Source organism: Campylobacter sp. 2018MI10, assembly GCF_018501175.1.
Taxonomy (GTDB): Bacteria; Campylobacterota; Campylobacteria; order Campylobacterales; family Campylobacteraceae; genus Campylobacter_E.
In genome coordinates this window covers 1-19,770 of record NZ_JAHCZD010000019.1, presented here as the reverse complement: position 1 = coordinate 19,770, position 19,770 = coordinate 1, and the positions used below count along the sequence as shown (strand labels likewise).

The window sequence follows — 19,770 nt, the reverse complement described above, 5'->3', positions numbered from 1 at the left end:
TATGAAAATACTTGCAGATGATATTAAATTTCATATAAATAATTTAGCAAAAATTACAGAAACAAATCGTCCTTTTACTAGATTGGTATTTACTAATACTTATGAAGAAGGTAGAAAATATATTAAAAATCATTTTTTAAATTTAGGACTTAATGTTATATATGATGATTTTGCCAATATGTTAGCTATTAAAAAGGGCAAAAGTAATGAATGTATTATAATAGGTTCTCATAGCGATACCGTTGCTAGTGGTGGTAGATTTGATGGAGTTTTAGGTGTTGTATCTGCTATGGTAATTGCTACAGCTTTAAAAGATATACAATTAGATAAAACTTTAATTTTTTGTGATTATTTAGGAGAAGAGCCTAATTATTTTGGTTTATCTTGCGTAGGTTCTAGGGGAATGTCTGGTAATTTGAGTAAAGAACAACTTGATATTAAAGTTAATGATACTAAATTATCAGATATGATAATCAAATCAGGTGGTAATAAATCATTTAGAACTTTTAATGAATTAGGAATAGGTAAGCTTATTGAAAGTTATGAATTGCATATTGAACAAGGAAATATGTTAGAGAGTTTAAATACTAAGATTGGTATTGTAAATAAAATTGTAGGTATTTCAAGATTTAATGTGGAATTTAAAGGTTTAAGCAATCACGCAGGAACAACAGCTATGCATTTAAGAAAAGATGCTTTATTAAATTCTTCAAAATTTATTGTATGGTTAAATGATAAAGCTATTGAGTATTCTAAACAAGCTTATACGGTAGCAACCGTTGGGGCGTGTAGTGTAATGCCTAATGCTGCTAATGTTATTTCTAATAGTGTAAAAATAAGTATAGATTTAAGAAGTGAAGATGATTTAATAAGAATAAATTTTATTAAAGAGATTGAAGAAAAGTTAAAAGATTTAGACGCTAATTATAAATTAGTATCAGATTCTAATGCTACTCCTGCTGATGATTTAATTATTAAGAATTTAAAACAAACAGCAGATGAGCTACAAGTAAGTAATATTATTATGCCAAGTGGGGCAGGGCATGATAGTGCTTTTATGGCTAAGATAGCTTCTATGGGTATGATTTTTATACCTAGCAAAAATGGTTTATCTCATCATCCTGATGAAGAAAGCTCATTTGAAGATGCAGCTATTGGCACTCAAATTATTTTAAATAACATATTAAGGAGTGGTTATGAAAAATAGAACAAGAACCGTTATAGCAGCTTCTATGGGTAATGCTTTAGAATGGTATGATTTTTCTTTATTCGCATTTTTTGCAGTATATATTAGTGCTAATTTTTTTCCAAAAGAAGCAGACCCAATTACTAATATGATTAATACTTTTTTATTATTTGGGGTTGGTTTTATAGCAAGACCTATTGGTGCTATATTATGTGGTTATATAGGTGATAAATATGGTAGGAAAAAGTCTTTATTGCTAACTATTTCAACAATGGCTATAGGAATAATTATTATAGTATTAACTCCAAAATTTCAAGATATAGGATATTTAGCTCCTATTATGCTTTTAGTAGCAAGATTATTTCAAGGATTTAGTGCAGGTGGAGAAATCGGTGGAGCAACTAGTTATTTATTGGAAAATGCTGATAAAAAGCAAAGATTATTATATGCTTCATTTTTGCAATCAACCATTGGAATTGCTAATATATTATCTGCATTAGCTGGAGTTATTATTACTACTATATTTACTACTCAAGATATTTATGATGGTGCTTGGAAATATGCTTTTGCTTTCGGGCTTTTGATTATTCCTGTTGGTGTATATATTCGTAATAAATCTAATGAAAGTGCAGTTTTTATTGAGCAACAAAAAGAGAACAAAAACAAAGCACCTTTAAAAGATTTATTAAAAGATTATAAAGGTAGAATTTTTACAGGTATGCTTTTTAGCACATTATGGACTGCTGGTGTTTATAGTTTAATTATTTTTATGCCTACTTTTTATCATAAATTCTTAGGCTATGATATGCAATTAGGTTATACTGCTAGTTTTTTAGGAAATATATTTTTGACATTAGGGTGTTTTTTTGCAGTGTTTATAGCACATAAAATTGGTCTTATAAAATCTCTTATGATTTCTATTGGGCTTTTATCTTTTATGCCATTTTTGGCTTTATATGTTTTATTAGGTAGTAGTAATGCTTTTTTATTATTTGCTATTCATATAATTTTATGTTTATTAATTAGCTTTTTTGTTGGATTAGCACCTGCTATTATGAGTTTATTATTTCCTGCTCATGTAAGAAGTAGTGGTTTGAGTATTTCCTATAATTTAGTTGCAATATTTTTTGCAGGATTTACTCCGGCAATTATTACATATTTAGCAAAATTTAGCTTATTTGCTCCTGCTGCTTGGACTTTATTGTCTTGTATTTTAGCTTTTTGGGGAGTTGTAAGAATGAAAAAATTAGGTCTTGATAATTGGCAAGAGTTTTAATTAAAAAGAATTTGAAAATTAATTTTCAAATTCTTTAATTGTTTTAGACTTGTCTTATTACATCAATTACACTGCCATCGCGATATTCAACGACGGCTACTATTCTTTTATTTGATTTTTCATACTCACAAACTCCGCAAATATCATTTGCAATACTAGCTAATTCTTTTATATCAAGTATTTTTAGCCTTGAGTTTTTTAAGGTTTTTGCTAAAGTTTTATCATTTAGTGCAATTCCGTATTCGCAAACAAGTGCATTAATGCTTTCTCCTGGAGTTGTAATTGAGTTTATTTTTTCTTTAACGATAGCTTTTCTAGTCCTAATTAAATTAGTAGTAATTATTGCTAGTTTTGCTCCTGCAGCAGCGTCGCTATGCCCACCACTTCCGCCCATAATATATCCATTTGAACTAGTCATTACATTGGTATTAAAATTAGTATCAACTTCAGTTGCTCCTAAAACAACGCAATCAAGTCTATTTACTATAGGAGAGCTTGTGTGAATGTTTGCATACAAACTTGAGCTAACTTCGTAATGATTAGGATTAGTTTGCAATGATTTTAAAGCTTCTAAATCAAAACCTTGAACATCAAAAATATTATTAAAATACCCTTCATTATATAAACTAACTAAATATGCAGTTATTCCGCCCATAATAAATGAGCCTTTGATATTTTTTTCTTTCATAATTTCTTTTACATAATGAGCACTTGCAAGGCTTATCCCACCAGCTCCTGTTTGAAATGAAAAACCATCTTTTAAAAGCCCACTTTCATCTATTAAATTAGCTGTTGTTTTAGCAATTTTTAGCTGAATTGGGTCTTTTGTAATATCAGTTGTGCCTGATTTAATACCATTTGGATCACCTATCTCATCAACCATTAAAACATAATCAATCTTATCTTGAGTAATACTAGGATTGCTTAATGGATAAGGATATATAGTATCGCTTACTGCAACGCTAACTTTAGCAAAGTCTGCATCAGGCATAGCATAACCAATTGAGCCAAAGGCATTTTTGCCCATAGTGCCGTTTATATTCCCTGTGTTATCAGTTGCACTTGCTGCAATAAATGCTACATCAATTTCTAAATCCCCAGCATAAATTGCTCTAGCACGACCGCCGTGGGTTCTAAAAATAGCTACTTTTTTAAATTCTCCACGAGAAATAGCATTTGCGACTTTTCCTGTGCAATAGTTTGTATCTATTTGAGTTATTATTTCTTTTTTTGCATATTCTACTAAAAAATCATGAGTTGGAAAAATTGCACTAATTGCTAGTTTTAAATCATTTATGCCTAGCTCTTCACAAGCTTGTAAGATAATTCCTACTACTTTATCCCCATTTCTTAGATGATGATGAAATGATATTGTATCTCCACTTTTTAAGCCTGTTTTTTTGATTAATTCTTTTACATTTGTATAGACTTTATTATCAGTTGGGTTTGATAGTTTTATATGCTTTTTAAGTGATTTTTCTTTAGGTTTTAAGCTAAATGCTCCGTTAAAAGCAATTACTTCTCCATAATCTTTAATATAATCAATATTCATAGAATTTCCTTTAAAATCTTTTTAGCACGACTAACAATAGGTGCATCAATCATTTTGCCGTTTAGTGAAATTACTCCACTTTTTTTAAGTTCGGCTTCTTTTATAGCGTTTAGGACTTGATTAGCCCAGATTATTTCTTTTTCGCTAGGTTTAAAGCAATTATGAATAATATCAATATGCCTTGGGCTAATTACTAATTTGCCATCAAATCCTAGATTTTTAATATAAGTTGTATCGGCTATTAATCCATTTTCATCATTTATATTTGTATATGGAGTATCTATTGCATCTATTTTTGCAGCCTTACATACATTTAATAAATAATTTCTAGCAAAATCAATCTCAACTCCACTCTCACTTCTTCTTGCACCAATTTCGCTCGTATAATCTTCTGCACCAAAGCAAATAGCACTAACGCCATTTAAAAATGCTAATTCTTTAGCATTTAATAAGCCAAGTGGAGTTTCTATTAAAAGTAAAATTTCAATTTTTGGATTTAAATTCTTAGTGTATTTGATAAGTTCTTTAATCTCTTCTACATTTTCAGCTTTTGGGATTAATATGCTATTAATTTTAGTTTTTGATAGTGCTAAAATATCGTTTTTTGCATACTCTAAATTAATCCTAACTATTTTTTCACATTCATAATTTAGCATAGTTAAGGCATTGCAAACTAGATTTAAGGCACTATCTTTTTGCATAGGACTTACTGCATCTTCTAAGTCAAATATAATAGCATCAGCTCCAAATAATCCTGCGTTTTGAATATTTCCTGCATTATTTCCTGGTATAAATAGCAATGTTCTTCTCATTTTTCTAACCTTTCTAATGCTGTTTTTAGCCTTGCTAAGATACAAAAATCTAAAGCACCTTTATCATTTATCTCTATTAAAACATTTGTATTTTTGTGTTCTTTACAATAATTTTGAATTAAGTTCTTAATATGTTTTGCATAAGGATTTTCTTCTTCGTTTATAAATACGATTTGAAATTCCTTATGTTTTTGAATATTAATTAAACAATCATTTGATTCAATAGTTCCAACGCTAATCATCTTAAACTCCAAATTGTGCAAATAAAAATGTAGCAGCTATAACCGTGCAAGCCCCGCCAATTCTAGTTGAAATCTGTGCAAATGGCATAAGCTCCATTCTATTACAAGAGCCTAGAATTGCAACATCTCCTGTGCCACCAAGTCCTGAATGACAAACCATAACGCAAGAGCATTCAATCTCAAACATATTTAAAAACTTTGCACAAAAATACCCAGTAAGTGCCATAGTCGTAACTACGCTAAAGCAAATTATTATAAAAGCAATATTAATTGCAGCAATTACATCTTTCCAAGGTGTCCAAATAACTCCAACACCTACTAAAAGAGCCCAAGTTAGGTTTTTGCTTACAAATTGATATATGAAATTAGCTCCGTATTCTAGGCTTTTTGGCATTATATTTAAAACTTTTGTAATAGCAGCCATAATAATCATAATAATTGGAGCAGGAATTGAAATTATCATATTTAATAATTTTCCTATTAAAAAATAGCATACCGCAACGAGCAAACCAGCACCCATTAATTTAATATCAAAAGGCAAGGTATCGTTATTTAAAGAATTGATATTTTCTTCTTTAGTTTTTACTAAAAGCCCGTTTCCACTTAAATGTGGCTTTTTTAGAGCTAGATTTTTTAAATATCCTGCATAAGCAATTGCAAATAGGTTTCCAAGCATTGCAGCAGGTGCTAGAAGTGCTATTATATTTGATGAATTGGCATTGCCTAAAATTTCTGAATAAGCAACACTTAGTGGGATAATTCCCTCTCCAACTCCGCCACTTAAGATAGGAATTGCTATATAAAATACAGCGTGAGCTCCGCCTATACTAGTAATTGAACCTATTAAATATGCCACTATAATAGCTAAAAAAGTTCCTATAAATAAAGGTATAAACATTTTTAAAAACCCTGCAATTAAAATTGCTCGTTTCATACTTAATATGCTTCCAACTACTAAAACGCTTATATAAAGATATAAGAAATTAGATTGTTTTATAAAAAATGTTATAGCATCTATTGAGTTTTGATTTAATAAACCATAATAAACCATACAAGATGGAACAAAAATGCTTAATATAGCTGGTCCGCCAATATTTTTTAAAATAGGCACTTTCATACCAATTTCGCCAAGCAGTATTCCTAAAATCATAGTAATAGCAAGTCCGCCTACCATATCTTTAGGAAGTTTTCCAAAATAGCAAGTGAAAAATACAATAAGTGCAAATACACAAAATGCGTATAAATTTACACCACCTATTTGTCTTTCTTTCATAAAAACTCCTTTAAAAATAATTTGAGTTTTCATTTTAAGAAGAATTAAGATTTTGTAAATTTAAGTAATTTAAAAAAGCTTTTAAATAATTAAAATAAGTAAATTAGTTTAATTTATAATATATTTGTGGTCTTCCTTTAGCTTTATATTCTAGTTTTGAAGTAATGTAATTAATTTGTTCTAAATAAGTTAGATATTTTCTAAGAGATATTTTAGAAATATTTGTTAGTTTTTCTAATTCATTGACATTGAACCAAGTATTAAATTCTTTTATTTTATCTTTTATAAGAGCTAAAGAATTTTTATCAATTCCTTTTGGTAATTCATCAATTTGTTTATAAAGAGCTTTATCAATATTTTCTTGATTGATTTTGCTATTTAGTAGATTTCTTCTTAACTTATATTGATTTAGCGAGCTTTCAAGCCTATTTTGTTTAAATGGTTTTAGAATATAATCAATTACTCCTAGATTTAAGCTTTTTTGTAAGCTTAAGCTATCATTTCTAGCAGAAATTACAATAATATCAATCTTACTAAACTCACTTTTAATTCTTCTAATAAGCTCAATTCCATCAGTATTTGGCAAGGTTAAATCAAGCAATATTAAATCTATTTCATTACTTAGCAAATAATTTATAGCATCATCTACTTTAGTAAAACAAGCTAGTAATTTAAACTCACTTACTGATAAAAGAATGTTTTTATTAATATCTTGCACCATCAAATCATCTTCAACTATTATTGTCTTAATCATTATTAATCCTTAAAATTACACTAAAAGAGCTTCCATTTTTTAATTTACTAACACTTATTGTTCCATCATAATTAGCAACAATTTTAGCACATAAATAAAGTCCATATCCTCTAAATTCACCCTTAGTAGAATAGCCTTTAGTAAATAAGTTTTCTTTATTTTGAATGCCGCAGCCATTGTCTTTGCATTGAATTTTTAGGTAGTTTTTATTATTTTTTATAAATATTTCTATATTTTTATTTTCTGTATTGCTTAATGCGTCTATTGAATTATTTATTAAATTTGAAAGAATGCTAATAATATCATTTTGTAAATTACTATCATTTAAATTATCTAAAAATGATTTTTTATTAAGATTTATATTGATTTTCAATTCTTTTGCAAAGGCGAATTTGCTTTCGCAAAAAGCTAGGATTACTTTATCATTGATATTGCATAATAATTTATTTAAATTCTCTTTATTTTTTAAAATCAATTCATCACAATAATTTTTTGCTTCATTTATATTATTATTTTCTAATAAGGCATTTATTATGTGAAGTTTGTTTGAGAATTCGTGATGATTTGCTCTTAGGGCTTCGGCGTATTTTTTGACATCTATTAGCTCATTTGCTAATTTTTTAACTTCTTTTATATCTTTAAAAGACGCTACAACTCCTGCTATATTATTATCTATAAAGTATGGAATTCTATTTGTTAAAATTGTGATTTCGTTTAATATTTGCTCTTGATTTAATTCAGCTATTTTTGTATTTAATACTTTTTGCATATTTGAATGTGGGATAATATTGGCATTTTTTCCTATTAAATCATTATCTACTAAGGCTAGTTTAAAAATATCTTTAGCTTTATCATTTATTAAAGTAATGGTGTTTTTATCATCTACTGCAATTATCCCATCATTTAAAGATTGCAAGATAGCGTTTTGTCTTGCAACTAAACTAGCTATTTGTTTTGGTTCATAACCTAATAATATGTTTTTTATATTTTTATTTAGTATTTTTGCTAGTATTAAAATGATTATTATAAAAATAATTATCAAAACAAAATTATATTTATTTTCTTCTAAAATTATTTGATTTAGATAATCTACGAATACTCCAACTATTACAGCACCTATAATTTGATTATCTTTATAAATTGGACTAAAGCTTCTAATTGAGCGTTTTAAAGAACCTTTTGCTATTGATATATAATCCCCCCCCCCATTTAAGACTTGCTTAGCGTCCCCGCCTTCTACTAAAGTGCCTATTAAATCTTTATTAGGGTGGGTTAGTCGCTTTTGATTTTTATCTATTATTACTATGAAATCAAGATTTAATTCTTTACTTAATGTGTTTATATCTTCATTTAAATTAGGATTATTTATATTAATATTTTTTGCTAGAGTTTTTGATATTGCTTCTATTTTATGAGTAATTTCGTTTTCAATTAATTTTTTGCTTTGTATAAAAATAAAAACAGAAGTAATGCTTAAAACTATAAAAGAAATTAAAAAAAATGTTAAAGTAATTTTTGTAAATAATCTCATTTAAAATTCCTAATAGTTTTTTGGATACATTATATTAAAATCATTTAAGGAATTTGAAATTATGCAAAAAGATTTGCTTCAGCTAGTTTTAGAACAAAAAGAAAAGAGATTTAATGCAAGACTTGAATACGAAAATATTTATAAAACTCCTGTAATTTGCTTTAGCCTAAATCTTCCTTATATGTATAAAATATCTAATATTAGTGAAGTTAAAGAATTGTTTTTATTCGGAATTAACGAAGTGCTTAGTTTAGAAAATATCATAAATTATAGTGTTAATTTAGATGAATTATTTTGCTTATTTGCGATTGATGATGAAGCTTTAAATATAAAAAAACTCACTATATCTTTAGAAAATAAATATAATTTTTCAAGATTATTTGATTTTGATGTGTATTTTAATAACGAGACAATTAAGCTAAGAAATGCAGGTAGGAAGTGCTTTTTATGTGATGAACTAGCCATAGTTTGTCAAAGAAATAACACTCATACAAAATCTAGCATATATAAAAAACTTGATGAATTATTTGATGATTTTTATGTGCATATTTGCATAAATAAAAGTATTAAAAATAATTTTAGCAAAGCTGCTTTAAAGGCATTATTGTATGAAGTTAGCTTATCTCCTAAAATCGGCTTAGTTGATAGATTTAGTTCAAATTCTCATAATGATATGAACTTTTATACCTTTTTAGATAGCGTAAGTGAATTAAGAGAATATTTTGATAGCTTTTATACTTTAGCAAAATTATCAAAAAGAAATGATTTTATTAGGCTTAAAAAAATAGGTCAAATAGCAGAAAAATTTATGTTTAATGCCACAAATAATATAAATACTCATAAAGGTGCTTTATTTTTGTTTGCGATTATGATTTTTGCTTGTAGCAAAAGTGAAGATGAATTATCGCTTGAAAATATCTCAAAAATTACAAAAGATTTATGTGTAAATCTATGTCAAAATGAGTTAAATAATAACCTTAATTCAATCGGTGGGATTTGCTTTCAAAGATTTGGGATTAAGGGGATAAGAGATGAGGTTGAGAAAGGATTTTTAAATACTTTTAAGGCTTTTAAATTCTATCAAGCATTTAAGATTAAAAATGATATAAGTTTATTAAAGACTTTATTTTATATCGTATATTTAATAGATGATACGAGTTTAATAAAAAGATTAAATTATAATTATGATAATTATTTACAAGTAAAAAATACTTGCTTAAAACTTAGTAAATATGATGATAGTAAAATAATAAAAATTATTAATAAATTAAATATTTTATACTCAAGTAAAAGCATTAGTTTTGGTGGAAGTGCTGATGTTTTATCATTAATAATATTTTTAAATTTTATAAAAAATAAAATAATTTTTTAATAATTACTTAAAAATTATATAAGATTAAAATTTTTTATAAAAAAAAGTAAAAAATCTATGGAAATATTAAGTTTAATTAATTAAAGTAATACCTTTAATTTATTTTTAAACTTAAGGAACAATGATGAAAAAAACATTAATCACATCTATTATTGCGGCTAGTTGCTTGCACGCAGCTGAATATAATATATTCATAGCCAGCTTTAAAAAAGACGATTATGCTACATTAAACAAAATAAAATCAAATATTGAAAAAGTTGTTAATAGTAGCAAATACGCTAATGAATTGGTGGTAAAAGCAAGAGCTAGTGACCCACAAAGTGTAAACAATAGCACATATCACACCGTAGTTGTTGAAACTGCTGATATGTCTAAATCAAAAGTAACAGAGATTAGAAACTATCTTCGCTCAAATTCTATCTATAAAGACGCTTATTTTACGACTAGAAAACCAAATGAACCTAAATTTTCTAAGGTTGATAGTGAAGTAGATACTAATTTAAACAATGACGAATTAACTAGCGAACCAACTGTTGTAGATAATAATTCATCTGTTTCAAGTATGTTAGATAGTTTAGATGAAAAAAATGATAATGGTTTAAATATTCCTGCATTTAACAATGTTGAAGACGCTAATTCAATTACTTTAAATAAAATGATTGCTAGTGTTCTTGATACAAACCCAAGTGTAAATACTTATAAACAAGAATATTTAAAATCTTTAAAAGACTTAGATATAGCAAGTGCTGAATATTATCCAATGTTAAATGTATATGCAAATGGTGGATATGTTAATAAAAAGAAAAAAGTTAATGTACAACCTGAACAAAAAGGAACAGGCACAACTCACGATGCTTCAATAGTTTTAACAGAAAACTTATTTAATGGTGGAAAAGATATGAATGGCAAGGCTCAACAAAGCCACATTACAAATTCTACAGCTTATAAAGTAATTCAAAATTCAAATGAAATCGTATATGATAGCACTAAAGCATATTTAGATATGATAAAAACTAAACTATTACTTGAAATAGCACAAAAAAATGTAAAAGCTCACGAAGATATTTATGCTCTAATCAAAGATAGAACAAGTTCAGGTTTTGCAAGAGCTAGTGAAGAAAGACAGGCAGGAAGCCGTTTAGCACTTGCTAAAAATAACTTATTATCAGCAGAAAACGATTTTAAAGATGCTGAATCAAGATTTACAAGATTATTTGGTAAAAATGTAGATATTAATTCTCTTGTAATGCCAGAATTTACTTATGCAATTCCTAGTTCAGTTGAAGGCTTAAATGAAATTAGTAAAAAATGTAATCCAAGTGTGAGAATTCAAGCTGAAAATATCAATGTGCTTGAATATGAAACAAAGGTTAAAAAAGGAAATTATTTACCTAAATTAGACTTAGAATTAAGTGCAAACTATGCAAAAGATAAAATCTTTAGAGATTTACAAGCAGATACTAAAGATACTTCAGCAGGTGCTTATTTAAGATTTTCATACAACCTATTTAATAAAGGTCAAGATAAGCTAAATGTTGAAAAAAGTAAAATCGGAGCATTAGCAAGTCAAATGGATTATAATGCTACTTTAAGAGAATTAGAAGAAAGCAATTCATACGCATTTAATTCATATAAAATTAGTAATGATAAATTAAATTATTTAAATGATTATGTTGAATACGCTAAATCTACACTTTTAACTTATGAAGATGAATTTAAAATTGGTAAAAGAGATTTAATCAATGTATTAGATGCTCAAAGCGAATATTTTTCAGCTGCTAAAGAATTAATTAATACAAAGAGCAATATTTTATTAACCCAATACAAAATGCTTGATAATATGGGTGTAATTTCTGAAGGTTTTGTTAATGGTTATGCAAAACAATACATTAATAAAGCTTGCTCAATCTCTGATATTAAGTAATTGATGCATAGTAGAATTTTTAAAAGAGTGATTTTATTCACTCTTTTTATCGGTATTAGTTTATCTAGTTCTTCATTCATTAAACCACAAACTTATGTTAGAATGGAGAAGACTTACGGACAAGCTAGTGTTAAAAGACTTGAAAAACTAGATAAGTTAATGCAAGATATACAAAATACAAATGATGCAAATAAATTAGTAAAAGTTAATGAATTTTTTAATGACCCAAGTATTATAAAATGGCAAGATGATATGATAACTTGGGGTAAGACTGATTATTGGGCTAATAGATTTGAATCGCTTGGAAAGGGTTTTGGAGATTGCGAAGATTTCGTAATCGCAAAATATCTTACTTTACTTGATTTAGGAGTTAGTGAAGAAAAATTATTTTTTACATACGTATATGCTAATTTAAATGGTAAATGGATTTCTCATATGGTTTTAGCATATTATGAAAAACCTAACGATATTCCTTTTATTTTAGATAGTAATACAAATTCAATTAAAAGAGCAAACAAAAGAGTTGATTTAAAGCCTGTGTTATCGTTTAATGCTAAAGACTTATTTTTAGCACAACAAGCATCAAGCGGTAAATTATCGGCAAAATCTTCAAAATATACAAAAGATTGGTCTAGTTATTTAGAGAATTTAAAAAAGGGTGATTTATGACTTTATTTAAGCAAATTTTATTAGGTGCTATAGTTTTTATATTAATTATAATAGCTATTGTTGGTGTTAAAAACTATCAAACTACAAATGATTTTATAAACGAGCAATTAAGTGCAAATGCAAAGCATACAGCAACTTCGCTAGGATTATCAATTGCTACTTTAGATAATGTTGATAAAGATAGCGTTGAGCTTATGATTAATGCTATTTTTGATAGTGGATATTATCAAGAAATTAAATTCACTGACGCAAATGATGAGATAGTTTATGATAAAAGTAAAGAAAAGGTATTTTATGGAGTTAGTGATTTATTTGTAAAACTTGTAAATATTAGCACTCCTGTTGAGAGTTTTGAGATTAGACAATGGAATAAAATAGGCACTATTTATGTGCAAATTAGCCCTGCATTTGCTTACGAGCAACTTTATACAACCCTTAAAGAATTGTTTATTAATTTAGTGATTATTTTTATAGTTTCTATGATTTTAATTTATTTTTCACTAAAAGCGATTTTAGCACCACTAAATAAGGTTAGAAAACAAGCAGAAGCTATACTTGAACACGAGTTTATAATACAAAATAAACTACCATTTACCCAAGAAGTTAGAAAAATGGTAATGGCAATGAACTCAATGGTAGGTAAGGTTAAAGATATATTTGATAAAGAGAGCGAAACGCTAGATAAATACAATGATTTGCTTTATAAAGATGAAAGAACTAAGCTATTTAATAGAAGATATTTTATAAATAAATTTGAATCAATTAAAAGTAGGGAAGAATATTCAAATGGATATTGCTTTTTATTAAGCATTAAAGAAACTTATAATCTAAAAAAGATTTTAGGTTTTAATAAATCTATGGAATTTTTAGGAAGATTATCAGATATTTTAAGAGATAATGATAAGGTTTTTGATAGTGAATGTGTGTTTTCAATTAATGAAAATGATTTCGCTGTTTTAGGTGAGAATTCTTTAGGTTTTGAAGAAAACTGCGTAAATTATCTAAATAAAATAAAAGATTTATTTAAAGAATTTGGACTTGATGATAGTGAGTTTTTAATAAGCAGTTCTTTAAGTTCTTATGAAGGAAAAAAGCTAAATGAAATTCTTGCTGAACTAGACTTATTGTTAATTAAAAATAAGACTAATTATTCTTTAAACAAATCAAATAACTCTGATAATATTATCTTAGGTAAAGAGCAATTTAGAACATTTATTTATAACGCTATGAATAATAATGATTTTTGTTTTGCTAGCCAAGAAGTTTTAGATACTGATAATAATGTATATCATAAAGAATTGTATTTGAGATTAAAATATAAAAATGAATTAAAAAATGCTTCTTATTTTATGCCTATTGTAAATGAGCTTAATTTATCAAAAGAATTAGATATTTATGTATTAAGTAAGGCTTTAAGTGAAGAATTTAAATCAGGAATTTCTGTAAATATTTCAAATGATTTAATAAAAGCAGAAAATTATCAAAAATTAGAAAAAATATTCAAAACTAGAAAAAATGAAAAAGTTTATTTAGAACTTGCTATGAGTAAGGAATTAAATATTAGAAATCTTATTGAGTTTTCAAGATTTGCTAAGACTTATGATATAGCTTTAGGGCTTGACCATTTTACTTTAAACAAAGAAAACTTAAGTATTTTAAATGAATTAAATATTTCTTATATTAAAGTTCAGGCAAGAACATTGCTTGATTTATTAGAAGATGTTAATGCTAGCGGGGCTAAAAATGCTTTAGAAATTATCTTAAATTCAAAAGGAATAAAAATAATTGCAATAGGTATAGAAGATGAAGAAACTTACAACAAAATAAAAGAATTAAATATTAATTTAGTTCAAGGAAATTACACAAGTAAAGTTAAGGAAGAAATATGATAAATACAAAAACAGATGAATTGCTAGATTGTCTAGTTATTCTTACTAAGCTTTATAACAATCCTTATAGTGCTGAAGCACTTACAGCTGGGTTGCCTTATGATAAAAATTTAGGCGGTATAGAGCTATTTTCAAAAAATAATAAAAAATCTCTTTTTAGTAGAGCAGCAAAAAGAGCTGGTTTTGCTAGCACATTAGTGAAAAAAGATTTAAAAGATATTCCTAATTTAGTATTGCCTTGTATTTTAATGCTAAAAGACCAAAAAGCATGTATTTTACAAAGTTTTCAAGATAATGATAAATTAAGTATTATTTTTCCAGGATTTGATGGTGCAGCTACATTGGTTAGTAAAGCAGAAATTGAAGAAGAATATTTAGGCTATGCTTTTTATTTAAAAAGAGAATTTGTTATTAAAAATGAAATAAATAATCTTAAAAATAACCCTAATGAGCATTGGTTTTGGGATACGCTTAAAAAATCAAAATCAATTTATGTAGATGTTTTACTAGCTTCATTTATCATAAACTTATTTGTTTTAGCAGGTCCGCTTTTTACAATGAATGTTTATGATAGGGTTGTGCCTAATAATGCAATTGAGACTTTATGGGTTTTAGCTTTAGGAGTATTTGTTGTTTATACAATTGATATGATTATTAAATTAGTTAGAGCTTATTTTTTAGAAACAGCTTCAAAAAAGAGCGATATTATTATGAGCTCATTAATTTATGAAAGAGTGTTGGATATTAAATTAAGTTCTAGACCTGCTAGTGTTGGTTCTTTTGCACAAAATCTAAAAGAATTTGATACGCTTAAAAGTTTTTTTGCAAATGCTAGTATTGCTGCTATTGTGGATTTGCCATTTTGTATAATATTTTTAGCAACAATTTATTTTCTAGCAGGGCATTTAGTAGTAGTTCCTGTTGTTGTGATGATACTTATTTTAATTTATACATTTAGTATTAGAAAACCTTTACAAACTTCAATAGAAAGCACATATCAAGCAAGTGCATTTAAAAATGGTGTTTTAATTGAGAGTTTAAATACACTTGAGACAATTAAGACTTTAGGTGCAGCATCTTCTTCTCAATGGATATACGAAGAAGCAACAGGAGAAATTGCTAATAAAAGTATAAAAAATAAATTATTATCTAGTTCTATTCCTATGGTTACAGGGTTTTTAGTTCAATTTAACACTATTGCTATTGTTGTATTAGGTGTTTATATGATTAAGGATATGGAGCTTAGTATGGGTGGTCTTGTTGCTAGTGTGATTTTAAGTTCTCGTGCAATATCTCCTATGGGTCAGGTAGCTTCTCTTATATCAAATTACGAGCAGACTAAAACAGCTTATAAGAGCCTTAATGATATTATGAATATGCCAGTAGAGCGTGAAAATGGCAAAAAATTCGTAAGAAGAAATAATTTCTTAGGTGGTATTGAGTTTAAAAATGTTTCATTTGCTTATCCAGAAGCTAAAAAAGAATCTTTAAGTGATGTTAGCTTTAAAATTAATGCTGGAGAAAAAGTTGCAATTATCGGTAAAAATGGTAGTGGAAAAACAACTATAGAAAAATTAATTATGGGACTTTATGAGCCAAGTAAAGGCAGTATTCATGTAGATGGTATTGATATTGAGCAAATTGACCCAGTGGATTTAAGAGAGCATATTGGCTATGTTTCTCAAGATATTATGCTATTTAAAGGCACTTTAAGAGAAAATATAGTTTATAAAGCACCTTATGCAAGTGATGAAGAAATTATAAAAGCTGCAAATATTTCTTGCGTTAGTGAATTTGTAAATTCTCACCCACTTGGATTTGATATGCCTGTTTATGAGCGTGGAGAAGGTATAAGTGGGGGTCAAAGACAAGCTATTGCAATATCAAGAGCGTTTATAACAAATACACCTATTATGCTACTAGATGAGCCAACAAATCAAATAGATACTCAAACAGAAGCAAAAGTTATAAATAATTTAAAAGAAGCTTGCAAAGATAAAACATTAATAGTAATTACTCATAAACAATCACTTCTTAGTCTAGTTGATAGAATAATTGTAATTGATAATGCTAAGGTAGTTTTAGATGGAAGTAAAGAAGAAGTTTTAGCAAAGTTAGGAGCTAGTAAATGAAAAACTATACAAAAGATGATTTAGATTTTATGAATAGCTTATCACAAGCTGTATTATCAAAAAGCTCTCAAAAAACAAAAACTATGCTTTATATAATTATTACTTGTGTAATTGGTTTGATTGCTTGGATGAGTGTAGCAGAGATTGATGAAATTACAAGGGGGCAGGGCAAGGTAGTGCCTAGCGGTCAAAATCAAGTAGTTCAAAACCTAGAAGGTGGTATAGTTCAAGAATTATTAGTAAGAGAAGGCGATGTTGTAAAAAAAGGTCAAGTATTGCTTAAGATTGATAATAAAAGTTTTGAGAGTTCTTTAGGCGAGAGTGAAGTAAAAATTAGTGAGCTTTTGGCTAAAAAAATTAGGCTTTTTGCTCAAGCAAATAGTAAAGAATTTGATATTAGTATTTTAAGCGAAGATGAAGTAAATAAAATTTTCCCACAGACTTTAAAAAACGAACAAAGTTTATATGAGAGTAATATAGAGCAATTAAAAGAAAAAATTTCTCAAAAAGAAAGCGAAATAAAGGAGCTAAAATCAAAAATCAACCATCTAAGCACGAGTTATAATTTAGTATCTAAACAAAATGATTTAACTTATAGTCTTTATAAAAAAGGTAGTGTAAGTGAAGTTGAATATTTACAAATTAGCAGACAATTAAATGATATTAGGGGAGAATTATCTCAAGCAAGATTATCGCTACCTAAATTAGAAGCTACATTAAATGAAATAAGATTAGGTTTTATTAATGATTCTAAAAAAGAACTAAATGAAACAAATGCTGAAATTGCTAGAATTAATAAAAGTCAAATAGGTCTTGATGATAGGGTTGATAGAACCTTAGTAAAAAGCCCTGTAAATGGTATAGTTTCAAAGCTTAATGTTCATACGGTTTCAGGAGTAATCAAGCCAGGTGAAAATATAGCTGAAATAGTTCCACTTGATGATAGATTGATTGCTGAAGTTAAGGTTAAACCTGCTGATGTGGCATTTTTAAGAGAAGGTTTAAGAGCTATTATTAAGGTAAGTGCTTATGATTTTAGTATTTATGGCGGACTTGAAGGACAAGTTATGCAAATTAGTGCCGATACAGAAACCAATGATAAAGGAGAGAGTTTTTATTTAGTAAAAATTGTAACAGAAAAAAATCATCTAGGAACAGATGAGCACCCACTAAATATCAAAGTGGGTATGATAGTAAATGCTGATATTGTTACTGGTAAAAAGACTATATTAGATTATTTATTAAAACCAATATTTAAAACCAAACAAAATGCTTTAAGGGAAAGATAATGCAAATAATTATAAATGTAGAAGATAAAGAGCTAAGAACTTATTTAGAAGAAATATTGAATGATTTTAATGTATATTCAACAAATTATTTAGATGTAATAATAGCTAAATACAAAGATGCTAATGTTATAATTTGCGATAATATTGATAGTATAAAAGAATTATCAAAATATAATTTTAAATGTCTAGCTATATCAAAAAATCCAAATTTTATAGAATCTCAAGCGTTTTTAAATGGCAATGCTAAAGGGTATGCAAACGCAAGAATGCAAAAAATTCACTTTATAGATGCAATTAATTGTATTAGTAATGGCGGTATATGGTTATTGCCTGATATTATTAGTAATATGATAAGTCTTATTAATCAAAGCTATAAACAAGATAATAATGATTTATATGAATTATTAACTGATAGAGAAAAAGTAGTTGCAAATTATATAAAAGATGGATTAAACAACGCACAAATTGCTAATATTTTGCAACTTAGCGAAAGAACTATAAAGGCTATAACTTCAACTATTTATCAAAAAGTAGGGGTTAAGAATAGAATTCAATTCGTAATGGCTTTAAAAAATATTGATAAATAAATATAAAGTCCTATTTTAAATTCTTGTTTAAAATAGGATTAAAATTGTATTCTTTTAGTTAATATTTTTAATTAATAATTATTATTACTTAAGTTTTATTTAACTTTGTTTATTTATACTACGCCTTTTTAAATTATTACAAAAAAGGATTTAAATGAAACTATCACAAAAAATTTCCATATATCTTACCGCAGTTTTAATAATTGCATCAGTAATTTTAACTTCATACGAATTAAATAGAGTTAAAACTATTATTAATTCAAATTACAATGAATTAAATAGAAATGATATAACTTTAAAGAATTTGTATATAAATTCTTATATAGATGTAAAATTAAATAATATTAAAAAAATTGCTAAAAAATTTGAAGAAGCAAAAGATGTAAGCCCAAATTTTATTAAGCAAATAATAGAAGATGATAATAAGATTTTAGATTTTAAAGGTTTATTTGTAGGTTTAACAAATGGCGATGTTTATAAGGCTGAATCTGATTTAACTTTTAGATTAATCCCTAATTTTGATGGTAGAACTAGAGCTTGGTATAAAGAAGCTTTAGAATTAAAACAAGCAAATTTATCTTCAGTATATCAAGATGTTTCAAGTAAAAAATCAGCTACAACTATTTTTGCACCTGTAGTAATTGATAATAAAATAGTAGCTGTTGTTGGTGGTAATATTTTAATTGATGATTTTAGCGATGAGATTACTAGAGCAAATTCTTTAAAAAATTCTAGCACTATAATTTTAGATAAAAATGATGAGATTATTTCAAGTTCTAATAAAGATGATTTAGGAAATCCTGAATGGAAAAAAGAATTTGTAAGTAAATTACAAAATTATTATAAAAATGATAATAGTGGTAATTTTATATTTAATAAAAACGATAAAGAATATATAGCTTATTGTTTAGAAGATAAATTAACAGGATATGATGTTTGCTCAATTATGCCAAAGGCAAATATTGATGATACTATTCACAATAGTATGATGAATTCGATTTATGAGTTTATAATATTTATTATTGTAGTTATAGGAATTTTATACTATTTAATCAAAAAATCTTTAAATCCTATGATTGCTATGCAAAATGGTTTAACTGAATTTTTTGAATTTTTAAATTATGAAAAAAATGATGCTAACAAAATCGCAATCACTTCTAAAGACGAATTTGGCTCTATGGCAAAAGCAATCAATGATAATATAGAAAAAACTAAATTATCTTTATTAAAAGATGAAGAAGCAGTAGAACAAAGCGTTCAAACAGCAGCAGCAATTGAAAGC

The 19,770-nt window shown here is 26.8% G+C and carries 16 protein-coding genes; 10 read left to right on the top strand and 6 right to left on the bottom strand.

Going from position 1 to position 19,770, the window contains the following annotated elements:
- Position 1: 1 nt before the first annotated feature.
- A complete protein-coding gene (locus tag KJR01_RS08185; RefSeq protein ID WP_214118460.1) occupies positions 2-1,207 on the top strand; it encodes a hydantoinase/carbamoylase family amidase in 1,206 nt (401 codons plus the stop codon).
- Complete coding sequence (locus tag KJR01_RS08180; protein WP_214118458.1) at positions 1,197-2,462, top strand: MFS transporter; 1,266 nt, start codon at positions 1,197-1,199, stop codon at positions 2,460-2,462. The genes KJR01_RS08185 and KJR01_RS08180 overlap by 11 nt, the downstream gene beginning before the upstream one ends.
- A gap of 43 nt (positions 2,463-2,505) precedes the next feature.
- Here KJR01_RS08180 and citF read toward each other — a convergent pair whose 3' ends face one another.
- From citF to KJR01_RS08150, 6 genes are all read right to left on the bottom strand, one after another.
- Complete coding sequence (gene citF / locus KJR01_RS08175; RefSeq protein ID WP_214118457.1) at positions 2,506-4,014, bottom strand: citrate lyase subunit alpha; 1,509 nt, start codon at positions 4,012-4,014, stop codon at positions 2,506-2,508.
- The gene (locus tag KJR01_RS08170; RefSeq protein WP_214118455.1) at positions 4,011-4,826 is read right to left on the bottom strand and encodes an HpcH/HpaI aldolase/citrate lyase family protein; all 816 of its coding nucleotides are present in this window, start codon (positions 4,824-4,826) and stop codon (positions 4,011-4,013) included. Before KJR01_RS08170 ends, citF begins: the two co-directional genes overlap by 4 nt.
- Positions 4,823-5,068 carry a hypothetical protein gene (locus KJR01_RS08165; RefSeq protein ID WP_214118452.1) on the bottom strand — a complete coding sequence of 82 codons (246 nt, stop codon included), beginning with the start codon at positions 5,066-5,068 and terminating at the stop codon, positions 4,823-4,825. The genes KJR01_RS08170 and KJR01_RS08165 overlap by 4 nt, the downstream gene beginning before the upstream one ends.
- A 1-nt stretch (position 5,069) precedes the next feature.
- Positions 5,070-6,341 (bottom strand): 2-hydroxycarboxylate transporter family protein, encoded by a 1,272-nt coding sequence (locus tag KJR01_RS08160; protein ID WP_214118450.1) that lies wholly within the window; start codon positions 6,339-6,341, stop codon positions 5,070-5,072.
- Positions 6,342-6,444: 103 nt separating this feature from the next.
- The gene (locus tag KJR01_RS08155) at positions 6,445-7,095 is read right to left on the bottom strand and encodes a response regulator (protein ID WP_214118448.1); all 651 of its coding nucleotides are present in this window, start codon (positions 7,093-7,095) and stop codon (positions 6,445-6,447) included.
- Positions 7,088-8,626: an ATP-binding protein gene (locus KJR01_RS08150; protein WP_214118441.1), complete on the bottom strand. Its 1,539-nt coding sequence runs from the start codon at positions 8,624-8,626 to the stop codon at positions 7,088-7,090. The genes KJR01_RS08155 and KJR01_RS08150 overlap by 8 nt, the downstream gene beginning before the upstream one ends.
- A 61-nt stretch (positions 8,627-8,687) precedes the next feature.
- Between KJR01_RS08150 and KJR01_RS08145 the strand changes: the two genes are divergently transcribed.
- The 8 genes from KJR01_RS08145 to KJR01_RS08110 form a co-directional block, all read left to right on the top strand.
- Entirely contained in the window at positions 8,688-9,998 is a 1,311-nt protein-coding gene (locus tag KJR01_RS08145) for a triphosphoribosyl-dephospho-CoA synthase (protein ID WP_214118439.1), read from the top strand.
- A gap of 124 nt (positions 9,999-10,122) precedes the next feature.
- Positions 10,123-11,922, top strand: coding sequence for a TolC family protein (locus KJR01_RS08140; protein ID WP_214118436.1), 1,800 nt, complete (start codon positions 10,123-10,125; stop codon positions 11,920-11,922).
- A 3-nt stretch (positions 11,923-11,925) separates the two neighbouring features.
- On the top strand, positions 11,926-12,591 hold the full coding sequence (locus tag KJR01_RS08135) for a transglutaminase-like cysteine peptidase (RefSeq protein WP_214118434.1): 666 nt from the start codon (positions 11,926-11,928) through the stop codon (positions 12,589-12,591).
- On the top strand, positions 12,588-14,480 hold the full coding sequence (locus KJR01_RS08130) for a bifunctional diguanylate cyclase/phosphodiesterase (protein ID WP_214118432.1): 1,893 nt from the start codon (positions 12,588-12,590) through the stop codon (positions 14,478-14,480). The genes KJR01_RS08135 and KJR01_RS08130 overlap by 4 nt, the downstream gene beginning before the upstream one ends.
- Positions 14,477-16,612, top strand: coding sequence for a type I secretion system permease/ATPase (locus tag KJR01_RS08125; RefSeq protein ID WP_214118430.1), 2,136 nt, complete (start codon positions 14,477-14,479; stop codon positions 16,610-16,612). Before KJR01_RS08130 ends, KJR01_RS08125 begins: the two co-directional genes overlap by 4 nt.
- Positions 16,609-17,901, top strand: coding sequence for an HlyD family type I secretion periplasmic adaptor subunit (locus tag KJR01_RS08120; RefSeq protein ID WP_214118428.1), 1,293 nt, complete (start codon positions 16,609-16,611; stop codon positions 17,899-17,901). Before KJR01_RS08125 ends, KJR01_RS08120 begins: the two co-directional genes overlap by 4 nt.
- Positions 17,901-18,488: a response regulator transcription factor gene (locus KJR01_RS08115; protein WP_214118426.1), complete on the top strand. Its 588-nt coding sequence runs from the start codon at positions 17,901-17,903 to the stop codon at positions 18,486-18,488. Before KJR01_RS08120 ends, KJR01_RS08115 begins: the two co-directional genes overlap by 1 nt.
- Positions 18,489-18,642: 154 nt before the next feature.
- Positions 18,643-19,770 (top strand): cache domain-containing protein (locus tag KJR01_RS08110; protein ID WP_214118424.1); only part of this gene is annotated, 1,128 nt, incomplete at its 3' end.